Source organism: Rhizobium sp. PDO1-076 (genome assembly GCF_000247475.1).
Lineage (GTDB): Bacteria > Pseudomonadota > Alphaproteobacteria > Rhizobiales > Rhizobiaceae > Allorhizobium.
Window position 1 is genome coordinate 1 of the sequence record NZ_AHZC01000435.1, and the last position, 17,931, is coordinate 17,931.

Below are 17,931 nucleotides of genomic sequence, written 5' to 3' on the forward strand. Positions count from 1 at the left end.
GTTGAACGACAAGCTTCGGACCGTCCCGCCAGCAGTTGGTATCAGATGATCAAGCACGTAGTGCAATCCAGGAACTGTCCGCCTTAGGCGGGGACACTGAACTGCTGGATGTTGCCGCGAAGAAAGGGCTTTTGGCCATCTCCGTGCCAAGCGATTTCGGAGGCGCCGATCTTCCGAACGAGTTGATTGCGGATCTGGTCACTGCGATCACGCGTCAGTCCCCAGATGCGGCTCTCGGAGCCCTTTCGCACTTCGTCGCCATCGAACTGATCAGGTCATCGGGCACTTCCGAGCAGAGGCGCGGGATCTACAATCGCGTCCTTATCGGGGAGCGGTTTGCGCATGTTGGTTTTGCATTCCCGGATGTGGTCAGCGCAGCCGATGGGATCGGTCTTAAACTAGCCTTGCCGGATAATCTTCTTCCCCAACTGCGTCAAGACTGGACTGTTCTGCCGATGATCGACGAGCGTTCGAGGCGTGGAATTGCAGTCGTATCTGCAAGCTTGATGGATGTGGTCGACATTGGTGCTGGTTTGCATCTGCCGGGCGACAACGTGCTGGTGCTCGCTCCAGATGCCGAGCCAATCGCCCGAGCGGTTGAGGTCCTATTGGAGGCGTCGATAAAACTGGGAGGACTTATGTCTCCGGCGGGGAGGGCTCCTGAACCGGAGTATATCGGACAGCAAGCGATTTTCGCGGAGCTATTAAGCGCGATGATTGCGCGGGTCTCCGGAACCATCGACGGATTACAAGTCGGCTCTACCAGTGTAGACGTAGCCGGTCTCAGTCGATCTGTCGTCGCCTTGCAAGATCTCAACCGAAGGGCAAACGGCGTTTAGCCGTTTGCCAAGCGTGAATTGGTTGCAGGATGCCATTCACGATAGGCAAAGTGCGATCACTCGCCCGCGATCAACTCCGCTGCATGGTTTTCCTTGTCGACGAACTCCTCGAGCGACATGGTGTCCAGAATCGTCGCGATGGCATCACGAACTTCTGTCATGGACAGTCGAACCTGACAGGTTTCCGGGTCAGCACAATCTTCACAGGCCTCAAACGCCGTTCGGCTGGCGCATCTGATCGGTGCGAGCGGCCCATCAAGGGCACGTATCACCTGGCCAATTTTGATTTCTGTGGCCGGCTTTGACAGGGAGTACCCCCCATTCGGACCCTTTTTGGATCGCAGAATGCCGGTGTTGCGCAGTTCCAGAAGAATAGTGTCGAGAAACTTCTTCGGGATGTTGTTGCGGACAGCAATTTCTGTGACGAATGCGGTTTCGCCTGGCGCCAGTCGAGCAAGGTCAACCAGAGCCTTCAGTCCGTACTTGCCTTTTTTTGTGAGCATTCTGATGCCTGGAGGTTCGCGTGCGGTAGGGGGAGACTAACATTTCCTAGTTAGTAAATAGTTTTTACCGGATTGCTTCTCAAGGCTTCCAGTCGGAATTTGCGATAGCTCCAGGCTTTTTTAGCTGACGCGTTGCAAAATGGTCGATCAGCCAACAGGCTCTACGGCCATTCATTCTATTGAATGAGCCATGAATGGTTGATTTTTCCTTTCTTCAGCCTTTGCGCTCGCTATGTATGGCGGAGTAGTGCTGCGACTGCTGCTCCGGGGAGATGCGAATGAAGAATAGCTTGAGCAGAGACAATTGGCTGCAGCCAAGCATATTGCCCGGGTTTGGTTTGACGATCGGGTACACGCTTGCTTACCTCACCCTAATCATCCTGATTCCGCTCGCGGCCCTCGTGATCCGGGCGAGTTCGCTCGGGTTCGGCGAGTTCATTGCCATCCTGATGGACGAGCGCACTCTCCTTGCGCTTAGAATTTCCTTCGGCGCCGCCCTCATCGCAGCACTCGTTAATGTGGTCTTCGGCGTCCTCGTGGCCTGGGTTCTCATTCGATACGATTTCCCGGGGCGCAGATTGCTGGATGCCGTGGTCGACCTGCCGTTCGCTCTGCCGACTGCCGTGGCCGGTATCGCTCTCGCCGCACTTTACGCCAACAACGGCTGGATCGGATCTCTGTTCGCGCCGCTCGGTATTAAGATCGCCTTTACACCCGCAGGTATCGTCATTGCGCTCATCTTCATCGGGCTTCCTTTCGTTGTCCGTACCGTGCAGCCTGTCATGGAGGAGATCGAACGGGAGACTGAAGAGGCGGCGGCCACGCTCGGCGCCAACCGATTCCAGACCGTTCGTATGGTTGTGTTGCCGACGTTGCTTCCTGCCATTCTTACCGGTTTTGCGCTCGCCTTCGCCCGCGCCGTAGGCGAGTATGGCTCCGTCATCTTCATCGCCGGCAACATCCCTTATGTGTCCGAAATCGCGCCACTCCTAATCGTGATTCGTTTGGAAGAATTCAACTACGCAGGCGCGACCGCCATTGCGGCCATCATGCTTGTCATCTCGTTTGCAATGCTGTTCCTGGTCAACCTGCTGCAGGCTTGGAGCCGCCGGAGGTTCGCCAATGTCCGCTGACCTGCACAACCGGTTTCGCGATCCCGCGACTGAGTCGCCGTTTGCGCGTTTTGTCCTAATTGCGATTGCCGTGGCCTTCATGGCCGTGATCCTGCTCCTACCACTGCTTCTGGTCTTCATAGAGGCGTTCCGCCGCGGGGTGCCGGCCTTTTTCGAAGCGCTTGTCGAGCCTGACACGATGTCTGCCATCCGGTTGACCCTGACGGTTGCGGCGATCGCGGTTCCGCTCAATCTGGTCTTCGGCGTTGCTGCCGCCTGGGCGATCGCCAAATTCGAGTTTCGCGGAAAATCTTTCCTGACGACGCTGATCGATTTGCCATTCTCGATCTCGCCGGTCATTTCAGGCCTCGTTTACGTCCTGCTGTTCGGCGCCAACAGCGTCTTGGGACCGATCCTGAAATCCTGGGGCATCGAGGTGCTCTTCGCGATCCCCGGGATCGTGCTTGCGACAGTCTTTGTGACATTCCCATTCGTGGCGCGCGAGCTGATCCCGCTGATGCAGGAACAGGGGACAGGTGACGAGGAAGCCGCGCTTTCGCTTGGAGCTTCCGGCTGGCAGACTTTCCGGTACGTGACGCTGCCGAATATCAAATGGGCCCTGCTCTACGGCGTCCTGCTCTGCAATGCCCGCGCTATGGGGGAGTTTGGAGCCGTCTCCGTCGTCTCTGGCCATATTCGCGGCCTCACCGAGACCATGCCGTTGCATGTCGAGGTTCTTTATAACGAATACAACTTTGTCGCAGCGTTCGCCGTATCGACGCTCTTGGCTCTCCTCGCGCTGGTGACACTTGCGCTCAAGACGATCCTCGAGATCCGCTACAGTGCCGAACTTTCCGGCACTCGTAAGCACTGAAAGGTTTCTCTCCATGGAAGTCGTGATCAAGAACATCAGAAAAGAGTTCGGACAGTTTCCGGCACTTAATGATGTATCCCTTTCCGTCAGAACCGGTGAGCTAATTGCCCTTCTCGGGCCCTCCGGTTCCGGAAAGACGACGCTGCTGCGCCTGATCGCCGGGCTTGAGCAGCCGACCGGGGGACAGATCTTCTTCGGAGCCGAGGATGCCTCCCTCAAGACGGTGCAGGAACGATATGTCGGGTTCGTCTTCCAGCATTATGCGCTGTTCAAGCACATGACCGTTGCCGAGAATATCGGCTTTGGTCTGCGCGTTCGGCCCAAGGCAACACGACCATCGAACGTGGAGATCAAGAAGCGAGTAGGCGATCTCCTTGCCATGGTTCAGCTCGAGGGGCTCGACAAGCGCTATCCTGCCCAGCTCTCCGGCGGCCAGCGCCAGCGCGTGGCACTGGCCCGTGCCATGGCGATTGAGCCATCGGTTTTGTTGCTCGACGAACCATTCGGTGCGCTCGATGCCAAGGTTCGTAAGGATCTCAGGCGCTGGCTTCGCGAATTCCACGACCGTACGGGTCACACCACTTTCTTCGTGACGCATGACCAGGAAGAGGCGCTCGAGCTTGCCGACCGCGTCGTCGTCATGAGCCAGGGCAAGGTCGAGCAAGTCGGCTCGGCCGACGACGTCTACGACCGGCCGAATTCGGCGTTCGTATTTTCTTTCATCGGAGAATCGTCGCACCTGCCGATTAAGGTGCGGGATGGCAACGTCGTCTTCGAGGGAGCGACTATTGCATCCGCAGGCAATGAACCTGCTGGTGAGGGGCAACTCTACTTCCGCCCTCAGGATGTCTTACTCTCCGACGATCCCGGCAGCATCGTTGGCACGGTCACGGCGCAGCGCCGTCTGGCGGGCACACGCATCGCTGAACTCGACGTCTCAGGTGAGGGGCCGGCGCATCACATCGAGATTGAGATACCCTTGAGTGCCGAAGTCGCTATGGGCGCGCCGCTGCGGTTCAAGCCAACGAAGTGGCGGATCTTCCGCTAGGCCCATCGCTCCTTGGCGTCTTTAAGGCGTATTGCGAGTGATCGACTGGACGGATCGGCGCGAATTTCCTTTTTAAAACAATTCGATATTCGAGACTTCGTGTACCAAGTGCCACTATTTCTCAATGTTTTGGATTGGTGCTTCCAGGGGAAGCAAGTGTCGCCTTAGGGGGCCGGAAGAAGACTGGCCGCGTCGGGTTTACCAGAAATGCGGACTTAACGCCGTTGCAGTGTCTGTCTCCCCACCAGTCGTTCAGGAACCGACCGCTTTCCGTCGATACTTATTTCAGTATCGTCCACCTCAACGTCGTCGGTCACAAAGAAGGATGACGGCTCAAGGAGGTGGAGATCGCCTGTGACGCCACCTCCTGCCACTTGTTGACTCACCCGCGGTTGAACAATATCCTGCTAATTCGTTCGTTAGGCTTGTCCTCACATGACGGATCAATCTCTTCATCGTCGCCTTGCTGCCATCGTCGTAGCCGATGTCGTGGGATATTCGCGCCTGATGGAGGCTGATGAAGTTGCAACGCTGGCGAACCTCAGGGAACTCCGTTCTGGCGTTATCGAGCCTGTGGTAGTCCGCCACCACGGTCGTATCTTCAAGGTCATGGGCGACGGATTCTTAATCGAATTCGGTAGCGCGGTGGATGCAGTCACAGCAGCGATGGAAATGCAACGGGCCACCACTGCTGTGGAGGCTTCCGGAGACCAGCGCCTGCTTTTGCGCGTCGGCGTCAATATGGGAGATGTCATTGACGACGGTTCAGACGTCCTCGGCGACGGCGTCAATGTTGCGGCGCGCCTCCAGACGCAGGCCGCGCCGGGAGGTATCTGCATTTCAGACAAAGTTCACGGCGAGATCGTCGGCAAGGTCGGCGACCGGTTCTTTGATGCAGGCGAACGCTACCTGAAGAACCTCACTCGCCCTGTCCACGTGTGGCATTGGCCGGATGCACTGCAGAGCATATTGCCGCTGCCCGAATGTCCCTCGATCGCTGTATTGCCGTTCACGAATATGAGTGGGGATGAAACGGATGCACCTTTCGTCGACGGCTTGACCGAAGACCTGATCACCGACCTTTCCCGTACGGCTGGCCTGTTCGTCATCGCGCGCAATTCCGTGTCCGGTTACAAGGCCAAGCCGGTTGACGTGCGGCTGGTCGCTCAGGAACTCGGCGTCCGCTATGTGCTGGAGGGGAGCGCCAGACGTGCTATGGGCCGTGTCCGCATCAATGCCCAATTGATCGACGCGCTTGGTGGTCAGCACTTGTGGGCCGACCGGTTTGACAGAACGATGGAAGATGTTTTCGAATTACAGGATGAAGTTAACGCCAAGATTGTTGAAGCCCTCGTCGGCCGGCTGACCATCCCGAAGCAGCGCAATCGGCCGAAGAACCTAGAGGCGTACGATCTGTGTGTGCGCGCCCGCCGCCTGACGGAAGAGTCGCCGCAAACCGGACGTGAGGCCTATATGCTGCTCCAACGTGCGGTTGAGCTCGAACCATCATATGCCGAGGCGCTCGGTCTGCTCGCCTACAACCGTTGGCTTGCCTGGACTCATTTCGGCGATCCCGAAGATCCCAACCGTCGGATGGCGACGACGTTTGCACGGCAGGCGGTCGGCCTGGATCCCAATGATGCCGGCTGCCGTTACATTCTGGGGACGATCTTGGCTTATGAGCGGCGATGGGAGGAATCGGAGGCCGCCTTCGCCAAGGCCCTGGAGCTGGACCCCAACCATGCCGACACCTGGGCCGCCATGTCTGACATTTCCGTGCTGGACGGCAGGGTTGCCGACGGACTGAAGCAGATCGAAAAAGACTCTGCGGCTCAATCCCCATCCAACCTGCTGGTATCTTTGTCATCTGGGGCAAGCGCAATACGCCGCGCGCGATTATCAGGCGGCAGCCGCGACCCTGCGCAGGGAAGACACGTATCGTACCAATTCACGCAAATTTCTGGCTGCTGCGCTTGCGCAGCTGGGCCACCGTGAGGAGGCGCGGCGAGAAGCAGACTTGTTCCTGATCGCCCACCCTCATTTCACGATCAACCACTGGCTCAGCTCCCAGCCGCTACGCGATACATCTGTACGAGACCACTTTGTTGACGGCTTCCGCAAGGCCGGTCTGCCGGAGATGTGACAGCGGGTGTTGTTTGTCGCGTAGGATTAAGCCACTTTTCCATTTCGCGGTGATCCGGTCAGACTGCGAAAGGGTGTTTGCAGACAATTGATTGCAATGAGTTTGGTGGATTAACGCGGAACAAAAAACTGGATCAAATTCTGCTGAAACTCGACACCCGCCGCTTATAAGATATCTTTCGAGGATATCTTTTGGCGCCTGTGCAGGAGGCGGACGATTTCAATGGCACTGCCATTGAGCCGGTAAAGAGTCAGATAATCACCTGAGACGAGATGCCGAACGCCGGGCGCGATATCGTCGCGCGCAACTACCGAATAGGGGTGTCGGGCGAGATTGTCCCAGCGTGCTTCAATCGCGTCAAGAACACGGTCAGCAACAGTTATGTTGCTAATGGCTATGTAGCACCATATCTCGATCAGGTCCTCATCCGCGCGATTGGTTATGATAACTGGAAGCATGGTTAGAGTTCGTGTCGTGAAGAACCTCATCGTTCGCGGGCGGCAGCTTTTACCTCTGCCATTGTGGTACGCGAACTTGGGCCGCTTTCGATGCCCTCCTGCACGAGCGCTCGCAGATCCTCGACAGTGTAGCCGAGCAAATCACGACGCTTCTTCCACTCGCGGACGGCATCACGGATGGCTTCACTCGTCGATGCATATTCGCTGGCATCGACCGCGCTTCGCACAAAGCCCGCCATTTCTGATGTCAGTGCAATCGTAATTTTCTCGACCGTCGCCATAGTTTCCAGCCTCCGATGTACCGCGGCAAGGGAATGCGATTAGCATACCGTGCGCAAGTGATGACTATTGCATTCGGAGCAGTACACAACGCAGGCAACCGATTGATTGTCCGTTCAGTCCCAGCCGTCCCAACGATCTGTTCAAGTTGTCACAGTCCTACCCATTTTGACTTAGTACGTTGGCGGTAAAGAACCATTTCAGGCGTGAGCGGATCACGGCGAAATCAAAAATTGTCTTACCTCAGGCGACAATCAATGATCCGGCCGTATACCGATGGCTGTGCCGAACGGCCGCCTCCGCTGCTTCGATGATCGAGGTGGTATCGATGCCGAAATGCGCGTAGAGGTCGGCTATCGTACCGGTCTGGCCGAAATGCTCGACGCCGAGGCTGGTCAGCCCATGACCACGAACCGAACCGAGCCAACCGAGTGTTGCCGGATGACCGTCCGTGACGGTTATCATATGGGCATGCTGGGGCAGGGTGGCGAGCAGGTTTTCCACGTGGCTGCGGGCGGCAGGATATCCGTGCCGTCTGGCACGCTGTGCTGCCGTCCAGCCGGCATTGAGCCGGTCAGTCGACGTAACCGCCAATACTGCCACGTCGCGATGCCGTTCCGCCAGCCGGCCGGCAGCCGTCAGTACTTCCGGCGCAACGCAGCCCTGATAGGCCAGGACCAGAGAGGTATTCAATTGCGGTTCACGAAGCCAGTAGGCGCCATCGACGACGCCTTGACGAAACGCATCGCTGTCTCGGCGCACTGGCTGTTCCAGCGGCCGGGTCGTCAATCGCAGATAGACCGACCCGCCGGCTTCGTCCCGCAGCCAAGTCCGCGGGTCGTGCCCACCTTTGCCTTCCCGCTGCATGTAGTCGAACGACCAGTCCATGATCACAGAGAGTTCGTCCAGATAGGCCGGTTCGAAGCTCGCCAACCCGTCCTGGCTCATGCCGATCAATTGCTGCCCGATGGACTGGTGGGCGCCGCCCTCCGGGGCCAGCGTCACGCCCGATGGCGTGCCGACAATCATGAAGCGGGCGTCCTGATAACAGGCGTAGTTCAGCGCATCGAGACCACGGGCAACGAAAGGATCATAGACGGTGCCGATCGGGATGAGCCTTTCCCCGAACAGCGAATGAGACAGCCCGGCTGCACCGAGCAGCAGGAAAAGGTTCATTTCCGCGATACCGAGTTCGATATGCTGTCCCATGGGTCCGAAGGACCATTTCTGGGTCGAGGCGACTTTCTCGTCCTGGAAAGTATCCGCCCGCCCGTCACGTGCAAACAGCCCCCGCCGGTTGACCCACGGACCGAGATTGGTGGAAACGGTGACATCCGGTGCTGTCGTGATGATCCTGTTGGAGAGCTCGTCATCGTGCCTTGCGATCGCGTCCAGAATTTTGCCGAAGCCCGTCTGTGTTGAAAGTTCGCGATCCTCCAGGAAGACCGGCCCCGGCGATGCTACACGAGCGGCGGCGTAGCGGCGCATGCCCTGGGCAAAGAAGGGCACGGTCCTGAGATAGGCCTTGACCGCCGATGCATTCGTGATAGCGCCGAACTCCTCACATTCCTGGCCGGCAGCAACGCCGATGCGGCTCTGGAACTCCTCCATCTGGGCTTTGGTCATCAGGCCGGCGTGATTGTCCTTGTGGCCGGCAAGCGGCGTGCCCCAACCCTTGATCGTATAGGCCAGAAACACCGTCGGCCGATCATGATCGATGCCCTCGAACGTCTGCGTCAGCGTTTCGATGCAATGGCCGCCGAGATTGTTCATCAGCTCGGACAGTTCCGCATCCGTGCGCCGCTCGATCAGCCGCGTGACCTCGCCCTGGTCGCCGATCTCGTCGGTCAGGCGCTTTCGCCATGCCGCTCCCCCTTGAAAGGCGAGGGCCGAATAGAGCTGGTTGGGGCAGCGGTCGATCCACTCGCGCACCGCCGGGCCGCCGGGCTCGCGAAAGGCGGCCTCCTGCAAGGCGCCGTATTTCAGGATTTTCACCTCCCAGCCGAACGCCGCGAAGATGGCCTGCACGCGCTGCCACAGCCCCTCGCGCACCACGCCGTCAAGGCTCTGCCTGTTGTAGTCGATGATCCACCAGGTGTTGCGGAGGTCATGTTTCCAGCCCTCTTGCAGGCATTCATAGATATTGCCTTCATCCAGTTCGGCATCTCCGACAAGCGCGATCATGCGACCCGTAGGGCGCGGCGACGAAAAGGATTTGGCTTCGATATAGTCCTGGATGATCGAGGCAAAGGCCGTGATCGCCACGCCCAAGCCGACCGAGCCGGTGGAGAAATCGACGTCGTCACCATCCTTAGTGCGGCTCGGGTAGGATTGGGCGCCGCCAAAACCGCGAAAGTTGATGAGCTTTTCTCGGCTCTGATTGCCCATCAAATATTGGATCGCATGAAAGACCGGGGACGCGTGTGGCTTGACCGCGATCCGATCCTCCGGTTTCAGGATGTGGAAATAGAGGGCCGTCATGATCGACACCATCGAGGCCGAAGACGCCTGGTGGCCGCCCACCTTGACCTCGCCCTTTTCGCGGATGTGGTTGGCGTTGTGGATCATCCAGCAGGCATGCCAAAGCACCTGGCGTTCAAGATCCTTCAGGATCTCAAGCTTTTCCTCAGACAGGCTCGATTTCATCTTTGTTCCTCCCCAAAAGCAGTGAAATGCTATCACCCCCAATGCGGATTTTCTGGTCTATCTCACTTGCTATTCGCTCATTTTTCGGCAAGATTTGCCGAATGAATTGGGAAAGTGGAAATTTCATGCCTGTTGTCAGCTATGACCCTGCCACGTTGAAGCTTCTGGATCTCCTGCAGAACAATGCCGAACTCAGCACGGCAGAACTCGCGGCCGCGACCGGTCTGTCGGCGTCCCCATGCTGGCGGCGTGTCAATGACCTGAAAGAAGGCGGCGTGATCAAGGGGACAGTTGCGCTGGTGGATGCGCAATCCCTCGGTCTCGCCGTCAACGTCTTCGTCCATATCTCGCTGAAGCAGCAGGACAGAGCATCGCTCGACATCTTCGACGAGGCGGTGCGGTCCATGCCGGAAGTCATGGAATGTTATCTGATGACCGGTGAATCGGACTATCTTCTTCGTGTCGTCGTCGAGGATCTAAGGAAATACCAGGCGCTCGTCATTGACCGGCTGACGACCATTCCCTGCGTATCCAACATCCGATCAAGCTTTGCCTTGGGGCAGGTCAAGTATACGACCGCACTGCCAACCACGCATCTTCGGAAATAGCACGGAGAAGAGGATCGACTAGTGGGATACGCGTATTTGCGCGTTCGAAGTGCCGGATTGGGAATGAATGGCTTGAAAGTGTGTTGATCTTTCGGTGCAGCGAATCCGCGTTTTACGCACATTCCACCTTGATCCAACCTAAGTCGGTAATTTTTTTACATGTAGCTTGTTGCGCCGGTTTAGATAGCGCGACGCCAGGAATGGCGGCTCACATCATCCTAAAAATCAATAATCGAAGCCATGAGAGAGCTGTTATCCACAGGTGCTGAATTCTGTGCACAATTTGTGGGACATCCATCAAATAACCGGTTGATTTCTAACGTCATCACTTACCAACACCCTGGGACAGTATTGTGCCAGAAAAAAAGGCTCTTCCGCCTTTTTCTTAGTCTTCTCGACCGCACCAAAAAAAGCCCGGCCATTTGGCCGGGTTTTTTGTTTTCTGCGGCACGATCAACTACCTAGCCGCAGAGAATGTTTCGCATTGTAGCTTGATTTCACTCTGTATCGCTCGGAATGTGACTGTCGATGCCGAGCGTGGTGATGTGGTTGTGCACGGCGTTGACGCCGTCGATTGCGAGTACTTTCAGTTCGACCAGCCGGCGTTCTTCGGCCGTATCGACCGCACCGCGCAGCGTCACCAGATGGCCGTCGATCTGCCCGTCAACCTGAATGTCGATCCCGGCCAGCGTGGTTTCATCGAGATCGGCCAGTGCTGCATCGATGTCTGATTCGAGCTGGTCGTCGTCGCCACCGTAATCTTCATCCGGCAGGGCAGGGGTTGCGGGCGCCCTTTGCAAGCCGTTGGCCTCAACGGAACTGACACCAAAGCCCTTGTTGCGATCACGGTCGAAATTCGCGGCCGTCTCGCCATAGCCATGGTTTTCCACCGGTTCCGCCGCAGCGCCTGCGCCGTCGGCATAGGGCCAGCCATTGTCGATATTGCGCTGCTCATAGTCGCGGTAGTCATCTTCGCGGGAAAATTCGGTCGTGCTGCGGTCCTTGGCCATGGATCTGCTCCTTCGCGTGGCTGGTTGAGGCCAAACGCACGGGAGCCGGCTTTGTTCGCCGACTTCCTGTCGGACTACGTATCAGCGCGCCTGTTTGTCCCACTTCTTCAACAGACGCTCGCGTTTCAGGCGCGACAATCGCTGGATCCAGAATATGCCGTCGAGTTGGTCGATCTCGTGCTGCATGCAGATGGCGGCAAAGCCTTCAAGTGTCTCGCGCATTTCCACGCCGCCGAGTGTCCGGTAGCGAATGTCGACCTTGCGCGGGCGAACCAGCGTATCGGTCATGCCCGGCATCGAGACGCTGCCCTCGGTGTGTTCCATGGTCTCTTCCGACACCGACACAAGCTCTGGATTGACATAGTCGCGCCGGCCGCCGAGTTCGGCCAAGTCAAGCAAGACGAGGCGCTGAAGGATGCCGCAATGGGCGGCAGTTATGCCGACGCCCGGCGCTGCCGTCATCGCGGCATGGAGGTCGTCTGCCAGCGCCTTCAGTCCGGCATCGAAGACTGTGACTTCGGTGCAGCGGCTTTTCAGGGCGGGATCGGGATAGCGGCGGATGGAAAGTACTGGCACGGTGGTCTGGTATCTCGCGTTTCGGGTCGTCTGCGACCCTTGGCTGTGGCGGGCTTGGCCGGGCTCTGGCCGGCCCAGCGATCCGTCAAGGCGGGACTCGACCGGACTGCGGCAATAGGTTAGCAGGGAGCCTTCGCATTTGCACATCCGGGCGAGGTCAAATCGCTATCCGGTTGTTGACAATGCCTTTTTTGCCGGCATTCTTCGGCGGCCGGGCGCGGCACACCAGAATCGGGCGAGGGTGCTTGAATGACGGACAACGAGGACGACATCCGCATCCGCCCGACGCCGGAAGAGGTGCATGAGGACATCTACGGCGACGATGGCTCAATCCGGCTGGACTTTCTGGCGATCGTCGGGGCCGCGATCGCCGATCGTGATCTGCTGTTTCTGCGCCAGCATGTTGCCCGACTGCACGAATCGGAACTCGGCGACCTGATCGAGGCGATCCAGCCGGATCAACGCATCGCGCTTGTGCGGCTGCTCGGCGACGATTTCGACATGACGGCGCTGACCGAGGTCGACGAGACCATTCGCCTGCAGATCGTCGGACACCTGCCGAACGCCCAGATCGCAGCCGCCATCGGCGATCTCGATTCGGACGATGCCGTCTACATTCTCGAGGACCTTGACCAGGAAGACCGCGACGAGATCCTGGAGCAGCTGCCGTTCACCGAGCGGGTCCGCCTGCGCCGTGCGCTCGAATATCCGGAAAGCTCGGCCGGCCGGCGCATGCAGACCGAATTCGTCGCCGTGCCGCCGTTCTGGACGGTCGGCCAGACGATCGACTACATGCGCGACGAAGAGGGACTGCCGGAAAGCTTCACCCAGATCTTCGTCATCGATCCGACCTTCAAGCTGCTCGGTGTCATCGATCTCGACCGGATCCTGCGCACCAAGCGGCAGGTCAAGATCGAGACCATCATGCGCGAGACCAACCATCCGATCCCGGCCGAAATGGACCAGGAAGAGGCGGCGCAGCTGTTCGAGCAATACGACCTTCTGTCGGCGGCTGTCGTCGACGAGAGCGGTCGGCTGGTCGGCGTGCTGACCATCGACGACGTGGTCGACGTCATCCAGGAGGAGGCCGAGGAGGACCTGATGCGCCTCGGCGGCGTCGGCGATGAAGAGCTGTCAGACAGTGTGGCGGAAACGTCGCGCTCACGCGTGCCATGGCTTGCGGTCAACCTGTTCACCGCCTTTGTCTCGGCCTCTGTCATCTCGCTGTTCGAGGCGAGCATCGAACAGGTAGTGGCGCTGGCCATCCTGATGCCGATCGTTGCCGGCATGGGTGGCAATGCAGGGTCCCAGACCATGACCGTCACCGTCCGGGCGCTGGCAACGCGCGATCTTGACATCCACAATGCGTGGCGCGTCGTGCGTCGTGAAGCGGGGGTCGGGCTGATCAACGGCGTCTTGTTCGGCTGTCTGGTCGGCACGGTCGCGGCGATCTGGTTCCAGAACATCCATATCGGCGGTCTGATTACCGCCGCCATGCTGATCAACATGTTTGCCGCCGCCATGGCGGGGATTACCATCCCCATTCTTCTGGTGCGGGCCGGCGCCGACCCGGCGGTGTCTTCCGCCGTCTTTGTCACCGCGATCACCGATACGACCGGCTTTTTCAGCTTCCTCGGTCTCGCCACATGGTGGTTCGGCATCGGAATCGGCAGCTAAAAATTGACTTTTACGTAAATGTAAATATGCTGCCGGTTCTTGATTGAACAGGAACGCATGTGAAGAAGTTTTATAGCATCACCGAGCTGACACGGGAATTCGGCGTGTCGACGCGCACTCTACGCTTCTACGAGGATGAGGGCCTGCTTCATCCCGAGCGGCGCGGGAGAACTCGTCTCTACCGCTCGGCGGATCGCCGTCTGCTTCAGGAGATCCTGCGAGGCCGCCGTATCGGTTTCACCATCGCCGAGATCCGCGAGATCGTCCATGTCTACAAGGAACCGCCGGGCGAAATCGGTCAGCTGAAGCTGATGATGAAGCGCATCGACGAAAAACGCGAAGAGCTGCGCCAGAAGCGCCGCGACATCGACGAGACGCTGGCTGAGCTCAATCATGCCGAGGAGGCCTGCCTGACTCGCTTGGTGGAAATCGGCGTGGGCAGCTAGCGTGCACTTGTCGCGGTGACCGCAATCAGGTCGGGTATCAGGAACCAGACATTCTTTAGCGCCAGGCATTCGTTTAGCGATCGTCACTGACTCGTGGTCGAACACTCACCTGCAAGCTTCAGGATGCGCTCGTCCTGATCGGGCAGGATTGCGCCAGACTGGAGCGGTTCGAGCAACGACTGCTGTTGCAGGCGCTCCAGGGTACAGCCGCAGAAGCGCTGGCATACGGCCTGGCTGCTTCCCTCTCCCTGGCAGCCGCTTTCGCAGCTGTTGATATAGGTGATGGCCGGATCGGGTTTTGCCGCCGGCACGACAAGCGACATGCCATAGACAAGGGCAAACAGGATCGGCTGATGCAGCAGATAGATGATCAGGCTGTGGCGACCGCCCCAACGCAGCCATGCCGGTCCAGCGGGCAATTTGGCGAGCCTGGCAAATCCGTTGCGATCGTGCAGGATGCGGGCAACGGCGACACCGCAGAGCAGTGCGCCAAGCCAGGGCAGAAGCGGAACGTAGTCGTTCGAGCGCGGCAGATTTTGTGACAGGCCGACAAACCACAGCACGGGCGCATCGAAAATTGCCGAGCGCCACAGGTTCGGTAGGGCGAAGGCGCCGATCGCGGCGGTCAGCGTCAGAACGGGTGGCAGACGCAGAAACAGCAAGCCGATGACGCTGGCCGTGGCGATGCAATGCAGGATACCGAAGAAGATCCAGCCGTCTGGAACGAACCACCACGTGGCCGCCGAAATCGCCAGAGCCGCGGCAACGATCACCGCCAGGCGCTTCAGGAACGCTTGCAGCTTCAATTGCGGATGGTGGGCGAGCACAAGACTGAATCCGGCGAGAAAGAGAAAGCTGGACGCGATCATCCGTGCGTAGAGGCGCAGGAAGCCTTCCGTCGATGTTCCGGGCGCCAGATAGCCAAAGAACTCGAGATCCCAGGAGAAGTGGTAGGTCGCCATGGCGATCAGCGCTATGCCCCTTATGGCATCGAGCCACAACAGCCGGTGCATCACCGGTGCCACTCCAGCGCTGTTCATCTCCGCCACGTTGCGTCCTTCCGATTCGATAGTCAGCGCTGACATTCTGAAAGCGCGGTGACCGTGGCAAAGCCGTCAAAGGCGGCGTTTTCATGACTGTACATCGGCAACGATCCTGGCTCTGCTCCGGGGTCTCTTACCGTTCCCTGTCGCTCAACAGCGCCAACCGCGCCTCCGAGAAGAATTGCCGGCGCAGCAATACGATGAAGACAAGCACCGTCGTCAGCATGAAAATGTAGGGGCTTACGAACCAGCCGAGATAGCCGATCGAATAGAAGATCGCGCGCAGACCGGCATTGAAGTGGCTTGCGGCGATAATGTTCATGCGGATGGTGATTTCGGCCGCCTCGCGGGACCTGGCCGGATCTTTCTCGGCCTCTGCCATCATCGGAATGGTGCCGAACAGAATGGTGCAATAGTTGAACAGCCGATAGGACCAGCCGAACTTGAAGAAGGAATAGGCAAACAGTGCGATCAGCCCACTGACTTTCATCTCGAAGGCTGCGCGGCCTCCCTGGACGATATAGGGAATGTCCTTGATGATGGCGTCGACCTGCTCGGTTGCGCCGAGCAGGGCAAAACAGCCGCCAATGGCAAAGATCGTCGTCGAAGCGAAAAACGCCGTTCCATTCTGCAGCCCACCCATGATCTGGGTATCGATCATCTTCAGATCGCGGGTCAGCGAGTTGAGGATCCATTCGCGCCGGCGCTCCGCCATCGCCATGGTCAGGCTGGTCCGCTTCAGGATGCGTTTCTGTCCGGTGATCCAGGCATAAGCCATCCAGAGAAACACAAAAAGCGCCATGGCGCTGTAGTCGATCACGGTCATGGGGCGATTCCGCGTTGAATTTTATGCCCCAGCTTTAGCGTCAGCGCTCGCCTGGCGCCACGGAAATTAACCACCGTAAAGAATTTTGGGCCAAAATGAGGCAGCCCGCAGCCGCGCACATTTTGCTAACTTTCGTTGCAAGTAATTGATATTTCACGTACCTATGCGCAAATTGCATATCTGCTTCGCAAAAACCGTCATTCTTTTGCCTTTTTTGCGGTTGCGAAGGGCCGCGATTTTTAATAGATCGTTCGTCATAAGGCGGTCGGGGGACAGCTTTTTTCAACAATGCGTTCTCATTTGGAGTCTCCATGGAAGGCAGTGTCCAGAAGTCGTGCTGGAGTGTTACTTTTCGGGCTTTGATGGGGTTTGCCGGCGTTCTTTGCCTGGCCTATCTTTTCAGCAGCATGTGACGCTCACACGCAGTTAGTTGCCAGCAGCGCGATCTTCGGGTCGCGCTGTTTGCGTTTGTAGCGCCATTTTCATTTGCTTCGATGTCGCGGCGATGAAAGCCGATGTCGATCCTCGCCCGCATTCGTGCTACGCGATCCTCTAGCCTCTGGAAATTGCAGGGTAGAAGGACGGATCCATGTTTCTTTCGGTTTTCGACGTGTTCAAGATCGGGGTCGGCCCTTCGAGTTCCCATACGATGGGACCGATGACCGCCGCCAACCGCTTTCTCGAACTTATTCTTTCCGACGAATGGCCGCGCCCCGCCGGCGCGCATGTGACCGCGCTGAAGGCCAGTCTGCACGGTTCACTCGCCTATACCGGCATCGGCCATGGCACCGGAAATGCAGTCATCATCGGCCTGATGGGTGAGGCTCCGGACAAGGTCGATCCCGACCGGATGGACGAAATCATCGCCGAGGTCGAGCGCACAGGACGTGTTACACCGCCCGGCCATCCCGGCTACAGCTTCAAGCCAAAGGACGATCTCGTCTACGACAAGAAGACGCCGCTGCCCGGCCACGCGAATGCCATGCGGCTGACGGCGCTGGATCGCGATGGTCGCGTCCTGCTCACGCAGGTCTATTTCTCCATCGGCGGTGGCTTCGTCGTCACCGAAACCGAACTTCTTGCCATGCAGAAGAACAAGAAGGCGGCCTCAACGCAGAAAGTGCCTTATCCCTTCGCCTCGGCCAAGGAGATGCTGGCCATGGCGGCAAGCTCCGGGCTGAGCATTGCCCAGATGAAGCGGGCTAACGAAGAGGCGGTGATGGACCGCGCCACGCTGGATGCCGGGCTTGACCGGATCTGGGACGCGATGAGCGGCTGCATCGATCGCGGGCTGAAACAGGACGGCAGGCTGCCGGGCGGGCTCAATGTCCGCCGCCGCGCCCGCTCGATCCATGACAAGCTGCAGGAGGAATGGCGCAGCAACCGGCAGAACCCGCTTCTGGCCAATGACTGGCTGTCCGTCTATGCGATGGCCGTTAACGAAGAGAATGCCGCCGGTGGCCGCGTCGTGACCTCGCCGACCAATGGTGCTGCCGGCGTGGTTCCGGCCACCGTGCGCTACTACCTGCATTTCCATCCGGAAGCCGATCAGGACGGTATTCGCGACTATCTGCTGACGGCTGCCGCAATCGGTGGGATCATCAAGCACAATGCCTCGATCTCGGGCGCTGAAGTCGGCTGTCAGGGTGAGGTCGGCTCGGCCTCGGCAATGGCGGCCGCAGGCTTGGCCGCCGTGATGGGTGGATCGCCGGAGCAGATCGAGAATGCCGCCGAAATCGCGCTGGAACATCATCTCGGCATGACCTGCGATCCGATTGCCGGCCTTGTGCAGGTGCCCTGCATCGAGCGCAACGCGCTGGGTGCGGTCAAGGCGGTCACGGCT

At 58.6% G+C, this 17,931-nt stretch carries 16 protein-coding genes and 1 pseudogene; 9 read left to right on the forward strand and 8 right to left on the reverse strand.

The features are described 5' to 3' along the window. Nucleotides 1–35 precede the first annotated feature (35 nt). Entirely contained in the window at nucleotides 36–839 is an 804-nt protein-coding gene (locus PDO_RS25685; RefSeq protein WP_037075586.1) for an acyl-CoA dehydrogenase family protein, read from the forward strand. Between the two features lie 56 nt (nucleotides 840–895). Here PDO_RS25685 and PDO_RS25690 read toward each other — a convergent pair whose 3' ends face one another. Beyond that, complete coding sequence (locus PDO_RS25690; RefSeq protein WP_007608653.1) at nucleotides 896–1,342, reverse strand: RrF2 family transcriptional regulator; 447 nt, start codon at nucleotides 1,340–1,342, stop codon at nucleotides 896–898. A gap of 278 nt (nucleotides 1,343–1,620) precedes the next feature. On the opposite strand from PDO_RS25690, the gene cysT reads away from it, so the two are divergent. The 4 genes and pseudogenes from cysT to PDO_RS25710 all read left to right on the forward strand — a co-directional run bounded on the left by cysT (nucleotide 1,621) and on the right by PDO_RS25710 (nucleotide 6,519). Beyond that, nucleotides 1,621–2,475, forward strand: a complete 855-nt coding sequence (cysT, locus tag PDO_RS25695) for a sulfate ABC transporter permease subunit CysT (RefSeq protein ID WP_007608654.1) — start codon at nucleotides 1,621–1,623, stop codon at nucleotides 2,473–2,475. Continuing rightward, nucleotides 2,465–3,328, forward strand: coding sequence for a sulfate ABC transporter permease subunit CysW (cysW, locus tag PDO_RS25700; protein ID WP_007608655.1), 864 nt, complete (start codon nucleotides 2,465–2,467; stop codon nucleotides 3,326–3,328). The genes cysT and cysW overlap by 11 nt, the downstream gene beginning before the upstream one ends. A 13-nt stretch (nucleotides 3,329–3,341) precedes the next feature. After that, nucleotides 3,342–4,376 carry a sulfate/molybdate ABC transporter ATP-binding protein gene (locus PDO_RS25705; RefSeq protein ID WP_007608656.1) on the forward strand — a complete coding sequence of 345 codons (1,035 nt, stop codon included), beginning with the start codon at nucleotides 3,342–3,344 and terminating at the stop codon, nucleotides 4,374–4,376. A gap of 435 nt (nucleotides 4,377–4,811) precedes the next feature. Continuing rightward, nucleotides 4,812–6,519 (forward strand): annotated as a pseudogene (locus PDO_RS25710) (adenylate/guanylate cyclase domain-containing protein). 164 nt (nucleotides 6,520–6,683) lie between these two features. Here PDO_RS25710 and PDO_RS25715 read toward each other — a convergent pair. The 3 genes from PDO_RS25715 to PDO_RS25725 form a co-directional block, all read right to left on the reverse strand. Then, nucleotides 6,684–6,977 (reverse strand): type II toxin-antitoxin system RelE/ParE family toxin, encoded by a 294-nt coding sequence (locus PDO_RS25715; protein WP_037075595.1) that lies wholly within the window; start codon nucleotides 6,975–6,977, stop codon nucleotides 6,684–6,686. A 26-nt stretch (nucleotides 6,978–7,003) separates the two neighbouring features. Then, nucleotides 7,004–7,258, reverse strand: coding sequence for a type II toxin-antitoxin system ParD family antitoxin (locus PDO_RS25720; RefSeq protein ID WP_007608659.1), 255 nt, complete (start codon nucleotides 7,256–7,258; stop codon nucleotides 7,004–7,006). Between the two features lie 241 nt (nucleotides 7,259–7,499). Next, a complete protein-coding gene (locus PDO_RS25725) occupies nucleotides 7,500–9,902 on the reverse strand; it encodes a transketolase-like TK C-terminal-containing protein (protein WP_007608660.1) in 2,403 nt (800 codons plus the stop codon). 125 nt (nucleotides 9,903–10,027) lie between these two features. On the opposite strand from PDO_RS25725, the gene PDO_RS25730 reads away from it, so the two are divergent. Next, nucleotides 10,028–10,510, forward strand: a complete 483-nt coding sequence (locus PDO_RS25730) for an Lrp/AsnC family transcriptional regulator (RefSeq protein ID WP_007608661.1) — start codon at nucleotides 10,028–10,030, stop codon at nucleotides 10,508–10,510. Nucleotides 10,511–11,007: 497 nt separating this feature from the next. Here PDO_RS25730 and PDO_RS25735 read toward each other — a convergent pair whose 3' ends face one another. Then, nucleotides 11,008–11,520 carry a BON domain-containing protein gene (locus tag PDO_RS25735; protein ID WP_007608662.1) on the reverse strand — a complete coding sequence of 171 codons (513 nt, stop codon included), beginning with the start codon at nucleotides 11,518–11,520 and terminating at the stop codon, nucleotides 11,008–11,010. A gap of 81 nt (nucleotides 11,521–11,601) precedes the next feature. Beyond that, nucleotides 11,602–12,096 carry a peptide deformylase gene (locus PDO_RS25740; protein WP_037075598.1) on the reverse strand — a complete coding sequence of 165 codons (495 nt, stop codon included), beginning with the start codon at nucleotides 12,094–12,096 and terminating at the stop codon, nucleotides 11,602–11,604. Between the two features lie 249 nt (nucleotides 12,097–12,345). Here PDO_RS25740 and mgtE point away from each other — a divergent pair, with 249 nt between their 5' ends. After that, complete coding sequence (mgtE, locus tag PDO_RS25745) at nucleotides 12,346–13,773, forward strand: magnesium transporter (protein WP_007608665.1); 1,428 nt, start codon at nucleotides 12,346–12,348, stop codon at nucleotides 13,771–13,773. 59 nt (nucleotides 13,774–13,832) lie between these two features. Continuing rightward, a complete protein-coding gene (locus PDO_RS25750) occupies nucleotides 13,833–14,219 on the forward strand; it encodes a MerR family transcriptional regulator (RefSeq protein WP_007608667.1) in 387 nt (128 codons plus the stop codon). An 83-nt stretch (nucleotides 14,220–14,302) separates the two neighbouring features. Here the strand turns inward: PDO_RS25750 and PDO_RS25755 are convergent, their stop codons facing one another. After that, entirely contained in the window at nucleotides 14,303–15,259 is a 957-nt protein-coding gene (locus PDO_RS25755) for a heparan-alpha-glucosaminide N-acetyltransferase (RefSeq protein ID WP_192814395.1), read from the reverse strand. Nucleotides 15,260–15,395: 136 nt separating this feature from the next. After that, a complete protein-coding gene (locus PDO_RS25760) occupies nucleotides 15,396–16,088 on the reverse strand; it encodes a DUF599 domain-containing protein (RefSeq protein ID WP_007608670.1) in 693 nt (230 codons plus the stop codon). A gap of 589 nt (nucleotides 16,089–16,677) precedes the next feature. Between PDO_RS25760 and PDO_RS25765 the strand changes: the two genes are divergently transcribed. Then, nucleotides 16,678–17,931, forward strand: a 1,254-nt coding sequence (locus PDO_RS25765) for an L-serine ammonia-lyase (protein ID WP_007608674.1), incomplete at its 3' end; no start/stop codon positions are given.